The sequence below is a fragment of the Candidatus Zixiibacteriota bacterium genome, from assembly GCA_021159005.1.
Lineage (GTDB): Bacteria > Zixibacteria > MSB-5A5 > UBA10806 > 4484-95 > JAGGSN01.
The window spans coordinates 1-7,087 of record JAGGSN010000214.1 but is presented as its reverse complement, the minus strand read 5'-3'; the positions used below and the strand labels follow the sequence as shown (position 1 = coordinate 7,087).

The following is a 7,087-nucleotide window of genomic DNA, read 5'->3' as shown; positions in this document are numbered from 1 at the left end:
CGACAAGTTGGGGTTTCGTGTTATTGTTTCTTTTTCCTCTGTCAAGTCTCCTTAGGTGCTTGGATTCTTGTTTCTTGGATTCTTGGAAAGGGGTATGGGGCGTAGCCCCATCGAAAATATTTTTTGAGAAATATCTTTAAATTAAGGAGTTAAATTGGAAATAAAATACAACGAGCCTAAAGTTGTTATTGCATTATATGATTTATCTTTATGGTTTATGCAGCTGTCACGGGTCAGGGGAAGTGTAACAGCTTCCCCTGCGGTTGTGATAGCTGCTCTCAATGTTCTTATACCATTATAGTGATTGTAATTGTCGTTGAAGAGGAATAGTAGTTGTCGTTGGATCCGACCTGTGACAATCTGTTCCATTTTAGACTTCAGTATTTCCAATTTTCATGTTTAACCGGCAATCTATTCAATTCATCTCTGTAGAATTTCCATTTTGGCATAAATTTATTCATAAGGGAAATAAATCTTTCATTGTGAGTTCTTTCAAGCAAATGCACCATTTCATGCACAATAATATATTCCAAACATTCGACGGGCTTTTTAGCAAGCTCAAGGTTCAACCATATTCGCTTGGCTTCACGATTACAGGTACCCCATTTAGTTCTCATCTTTTTTATTCTGAATTCATGTACCTGAACCTTCAATTTCTTTTCCCACTTTGTAATAATAAGCGAAATAGACTCTTTTATTTTTTCTCGATACCATTCATCCAATATGTTTTTTCTTTTTCCAATATCAGCACCTGGCCTAACATAAAGCTCTATGACATTGTGTTTTAATATGACTTTAGGGATTGCATTTTCTTCAACTATTTTAAGCAAATAGCGTTTGCCCTTAAAGTAATGACTTTCCTTATTAAGAAACTCTCTGGGGGCTTCTCTTTCTTGGCTTCTAAACTTCTCCTGTTGCTTTTTTATCCAGCTAAGCTTTGAAAGAGCATACACTCTAATGGTATCCAAATCCAATCGCAAAGGCGCGGAAATGCGAACTCTACCAGTAGGCGGATGAACACTTAGATGAATGTTTTTGATATTCTTCTGAATAACATCTATTGAAATATTTCCCAATTTTAATTTTTTCATATCAATATTCATTCTGTTGTTTTATAATAACAAAGATTCTTTCGACTTCTTTTTCATCCTTTAAAACTTTATACAATTCACCTTTAATTACCCGTTCTCTGAGTTCGCGACCTCTCCAATTATCCGGTCTATTTTTGATAACATTGTTGTGGATGGATAAAGCTAAGTTTTCATCTTTACCAAGATTATTGTACAATGCCCTCTTTGCTGGTGTATTTAAGATATGAGGTGTAGTTTCACTTTTCCCTTCGAATACTATTTTGGCAAGCTCTGCAATCTTTTTCAAATACTCCTCATGGTTGATTGCTTTAGTCTTGCGCTCTTGGATGATTAAATCAAGAAGCTTTGACATTTCTTCAAAAAAGGCAGGGTCTATTAAATGCTCCCTGATAATTTTCTGCCGCACATTATTCGCAATGGTTTCAGCAATAGCTTCCCGGCTGCTTTGTATGCCTTTAGGTAAGCTCTTTATAGCATCGGCAATACCTGTTTTCACGATTATTTCAATGAGTGAAAGATTGCCAAATGGTGATATTTTTCGAGGCTCATCAGCTTGAATATAGTTATCAAGCAAATGACGCATGTCTGCTTCATAAGTTTTAAGGTCGAGCGTTTCACCGCTTGCTTTTCTAATTTCTTCACGGAGATTCAAGTAAAAATCGAGTTCCTTCTTGATAATTACAATCTCATTTTCAGTATAACCTGCTTCTTCCATCTCATCAGCTATGTTGGCAAAAGCGCGTATTAAAGTTGCTGTGTTTTTGTATAAGGCAGTTCTTTGAACTTCACGGCTTTTTAGTTCTTCAGGGATTTCTGGATTGCCGCAGAAGTAGCGGATGTATTCTATTGTTCCTTTGGGCGGCTCAACAGGTTCACAGAGTAGGGCTATTTCTTCCAGCGCATTATCTAATCGCTCGCGACCTTTTTTCAAGCGGTCTTTTAATAAAATATCGCAATCAGTATTTTCAAAATCATCATAATCAAGTTCTGAAGTATAGACAGAAACAGCATCTTCAACCTTACGGAATAAATCTTTGTAATCAACTATGTAGCCAAACTGCTTATCGTCAGTATCCAAGCGGTTTACTCTGCAAATCGCTTGAAATAGACCGTGGTCCTGCATGGATTTATCAATATAAAGATAAGTGCAGCTCGGAGCATCAAAACCAACAAGAAGCTTATCAACCACAACCAAAAGACGCATATTTGCAGGCTCATTAATAAACGCTTCTTTAACATCATCCTCATATGATTCTGTTTTTGTTTTATTTGGTTTTGCTGCTGCATTTTTCAATAACTCAGAATAAATCTGATATATAGTCTCTTTTTCGGTTTCGGTGTTAGCTCCTGTATCTTCTGTAGTGATATCTTTGTTGCTTGGATTGTATGATGTAACTAAGGCGCATCTGTTTTTCAATCCGGTATTGTTAAAAAGCTCATAGTAGCGGCTTGCTTCATAAATACTTGAGGCTACTAAAATCGCATTGCCTCTTTCAGAGCTGAGCCTTGGCTTTACGTTGAAATCGAAAATGATATCGCTTACTACTTTTTCCATACGTGACTTGCAGCTGAGCACCTTCTGCATAGTGCCCCATTTCTTTTTTAGCTCAGATTTTTGAAAATCGTTTAAACCTCTTGTCTTTAACTCAAACCAGGCATCAATCCGCTCAGGTGATGAAATGCTTTGATCAATATCACGGGCTTCATACACTAAATCGAGTACGACGTTATCATCTACTGCTTCATTAAACTTGTAGGTGTGAATAAACTTGCCGAATACTTCCTGACTGGTTTGCTTATCCTTTTTCAGAAGCGGTGTACCGGTGAAACCTATAAAAACAGCACCGGGCAGCATTGCTTTCATAGTGCGGTGAAGCTTGCCGCTTTCGGTACGGTGGCATTCATCTACAAATAGAAATAGCTCGCCAACTGCCTGACTCGGTTTACTCTCCAGGTCCTTGATAAATTCCTCAAAATTGTCGACATTCTTTTTGCCGAACTTGTGTACCAGCGAACAGAACAATCTCGGTTTCGCTTGTGCCAGTTGTGCCATTAAATCAAGACCGCTCTTTGAACGCTTGATTGGTTCTCCAACATCATTAAAAACCCGCTCTATCTGCTTATCTAATTCGTCACGGTCGGTTATGATAGCAACACGGGCATCGTGATTGTTCTCTAATATCCACTTGGCGAGGAGCACCATGATGATACTTTTGCCGCTTCCCTGAGTGTGCCAGATGATGCCGCCTTCACGCTTGCGAATCTGTTCCTGTGCAGCCTTAACGGCAAAGTACTGATGCACGCGCGGCAGTTTCTTAACACCACCGTCAAAAAGCACAAAGTCGTACATGAGTTCGATAAGCCGCTTTTTATAACATATCTTCAGGAGATATTTATCCAGTTTTGAAAGTGTATTATCCTCGACATCTTCTTTCCATTTAAGGAAGAATTTCTCCGGTGTGCCGATAGTCCCATAGCGCAAACCTTCGGAATCATTCCCCGCAAAAATAAACTGAACCGTAGAGAAGAAGGAACCGATAAATTCTCTCTGCTGATTAACAATGCTCTGTCTGATACCATCACCGATAGAGACCGTGCTGCGTTTTAGTTCCAGGACACCAATAGCGATACCATTTACATAGAGAACAATATCCGGCCGTTTTTCACGGTTACCCATTATGGTTACTTCTTCAGCAATAGCGAAATTATTCTTCTCCGGGTTTTTCCAATCGATAAGCTGAACTGGCTCGAAGTTATCACCCGCTTCAGCTTTTACATGCACACCATAGCGAAGCAGTTTATAGACATTTTTGTTGTTGGTGTAGAGGCTTTCGTTATAGTTGTTGGCGGTTGTTCGCAACTCATACAACGCTTTATTGATAAGAATAGAGCTATACCCTTTTTGAGTAAGATAGGCGGTTAATATTTCTTCCTCGATATTGCTATTATTGGGTCGGCCTTCCCAATTACCAAGGTAGTCATAGCGCAATTCATCATGAAATAATTTTACGACCCGATTTTGGGTGAGCCGTTCTATTTGACCAACTTGTGTCATACCAACCTCGTTTTACCTGTTAATAGCTCCTGCATCATGCCCTGCTTTACCTGTTTGTATTTGGCGAGCTTGGCTTCCAGTGCGGATATTTCGGCATCCATGTCGGAGAGGATGGTTGCAATGTTTTGTTGTTCTTCAATATCTAAAATAGGAGTTTCAATTGGGTATAAATCAATAGGATGAATATGTGGTTGAGCCCCTCCTGATTGTGTTGCATATATTTCTTTTTGTTTGAGACAAAGCAGATAAAAGATAAATTCAATTGAGTAATTATCGCTTTCTTCAATTGTTGAGCAATCTGATGCAAAAATCGGAGTTTTATGAAAAGCCACATAGCCGGCATTTGCCCCTGAGGCACTAATGGTTATTGTTCTACCTAATCTATTGGGTTTATTGTGATAATATGCAGGGCTTTTCCCTCCTGCAATAACTGGAACATCTCCAAAAACGATATCATTTGATGTAATGAGCTGACCTTTATTTATTTCACAAATTTCCCCAAGCAGTTTCACTTTTTCACATTTTTCGGGTCTAAGCAGTTCCTGCATGGCTCCCTGCTTGATGTTACGTTTCTTGGCAATGAGCTTCTCCAGTGATTGGATCAGGGCATCGGCATCGCTTAAGGCGGTAGCAATAGCGGTTTGCTCGGCTTTGGTGGGAGGGAGAGAAATAGAAATGTTTTTTAGAATTTGAGTATTTAGAGAAGCCATCGTTTGACCTACAGCAACACTTCTTATGCGTTGTTTTGTTGATTCTTGTTGAAAGTTATAACTTAAAAACGATGCAACATTATGCTTTGATTCAAGCCGAATTCTTAATAAACGTCCAGAAAACAGCCATCCATTTTCCTCTTGACTTATCAATGAATTTCGATCAATTGAACCTACACGACTAAAAACAATATCATTGGTTTGAAGTATATATCTATTCAGCCTTTTTTTGTCAATATCTGAAACCATCGGCAAATTATAATGAAAAACTCCTTGTTCACCTAAATGTTCAACTGTTATTATTGGAGTTCCATCAGTAACATAATCTCTTTCATGAAGGGATGATCCAAAAGGTCCAGTTTTTACATTCGCAACCTCTCCCACTTTTGTTACCTCCCAATCCTCTGGAATCACACCCACCTCAGTTTGTTTGTAGCCTTCCCTCACTTCCATGAAAACCCCATCTTCTTCAGATGAGCGTTGACTCTCTTTTCCAGCTTGCTAACTTCGGTCGTCTGTATAGGCAGAGGCGTTTCGTAGCGTTCAGCAAGTTCTTTTACGCGCTGGGTCAACCGCTGGCTGATTCTATCCATTTCGGTGCGAATCTCTTTTTCCATTGCGGTCATCCATTTGTCATCAACTACCAGCGTTTTAATCTCGTCTTCGCTAAGAGCCGGGTATTTGGCATAAAGCTTATTATCTAAATCAGCTTGAGCTTCCTTAATTTGCTTTTTGGCAACAGCTTGTTTTTTTATCAGGTCAAGGTAGGTCTCAACGATTTTTATTTCTTTCTTGGCATCTGTTTCGTTTTTAAGCTCTTTTAAAAGCTTTTGCGCATTCCCTTTGCTTACCTTATCCAGCTCTGCGAAAACGCCATCCTCACCGCTGTGTTCCTCTTCTAACTCGGTAAGCTTTCCGGCAATGGTTTCACTTTCTGCTGCTAATGCTTCAATGGCTTGCTTATCTTCAACAAAGAATCGGTTGATAACCAGCTCTTTCGGGATAAGATCGCATGTCCAGCCTTTATCTACCATCTTCTTCTTTTTATTCTCAACCAGTATGCGATAAGTTTCTGCTTTCCAGCCGTCAACAGCAATGATATAACAATCATCCTGCATCACCTCGTCCCAATAGTTCATCAGATGCTGATAGACATCGTATTTGTCAATCAGCTTTTTGCCGGTGTACTGTGCCAGCAGGCTTTCAGAAAGATCAAAAATCACCTCTTTGGGTTTTGCGCCAGCTTGTAGCGCTTTTAGGCAGCCGGCACTTTTCTTTTTCCACTTTGTAAACAGGGCATTCATTTTTTTTGCAAACGCTGCAAATTCAGGATGCTCAAAAATCGTCTGCTTAATTAAATCTTTTTCAACTTTCAACTTTGAATATTTCGCCCGCTTGCTTTTACCAAAGAGAGTGGTTTTCAGAGTAGGGTACACCATCCAGTAGTTCTCCAGCGCGTCAATATCAGCATTGGGAATATCACCCAGCAAATGAGCTTCAATATCCTGAATATCTTCGGGCTCTTGACTGTCTATATAGCGGGGAATGTTGAGGTTGTATTCATTTTTCTCAATTGCGGCAAACGGGATCATTTTCGAATATTTATCAATCTCAAGCTGCTTGTTAAAAACTTCAACTATCTTGTGAATATCCATACTGCGAAGCCGGTTTTTCGGACCGTCCTTCATATAACCTTTACTGGCATCAATCATGAATATGCCTTTGCGGTTATGAGCATTTTCTTTATCGAGCACAATAATACAGGCAGGAATACCAGTTCCATAAAACAGATTAGCCGGCAGACCGATAATCCCCTTGATGTATCCTCTCCTGATAATGTTTGTGCGGATTTCCGCTTCCGCGTTTCCTCTGAACAAAACTCCATGCGGGAGAATGCACGCGCCTTTGGCTTTGCTTTTCAGCGAACGGATAATATGAAGCAGGTAAGCGTAATCTCCGTTTTTTGAGGGAGGAATACCAAAATCTTTAAACCGGCCATGGATGTCGCCGACGGCGTCAACGCCATTACCCCAACGTTTGTCACTAAACGGCGGATTGGCAACCACATAATCAAAGGTTTTAAGCGCGCCGTTATCATTCAAAAAAAGAGGATTAGCCAATGTATTACCCTGCTCGATTAGTGCTATCTCATTGTCATGTAAAATCATATTCATGCGGGCTAAACCTGATGTGGCGGAGTCTTTTTCCTGTCCGTACAGAGTAATTTTAGT

4 protein-coding genes are annotated in these 7,087 nt (G+C 39.7%); all 4 read right to left on the bottom strand.

The annotated features are described in order from the left end of the window. Nucleotides 1-377: 377 nt before the first annotated feature. The gene (locus J7K40_14305; GenBank protein ID MCD6163569.1) at nt 378-1,091 is read right to left on the bottom strand and encodes a M48 family metallopeptidase; all 714 of its coding nucleotides are present in this window, start codon (nt 1,089-1,091) and stop codon (nt 378-380) included. A 1-nt stretch (nt 1,092) separates the two neighbouring features. After that, nucleotides 1,093-4,146 (bottom strand): HsdR family type I site-specific deoxyribonuclease, encoded by a 3,054-nt coding sequence (locus J7K40_14300; GenBank protein ID MCD6163568.1) that lies wholly within the window; start codon nt 4,144-4,146, stop codon nt 1,093-1,095. Further along, nucleotides 4,143-5,309, bottom strand: a complete 1,167-nt coding sequence (locus J7K40_14295) for a restriction endonuclease subunit S (GenBank protein ID MCD6163567.1) — start codon at nt 5,307-5,309, stop codon at nt 4,143-4,145. The genes J7K40_14300 and J7K40_14295 overlap by 4 nt, the downstream gene beginning before the upstream one ends. Beyond that, nucleotides 5,300-7,087 (bottom strand): N-6 DNA methylase (locus tag J7K40_14290; GenBank protein MCD6163566.1); only part of this gene is annotated, 1,788 nt, incomplete at its 5' end. The genes J7K40_14295 and J7K40_14290, both read right to left, overlap by 10 nt.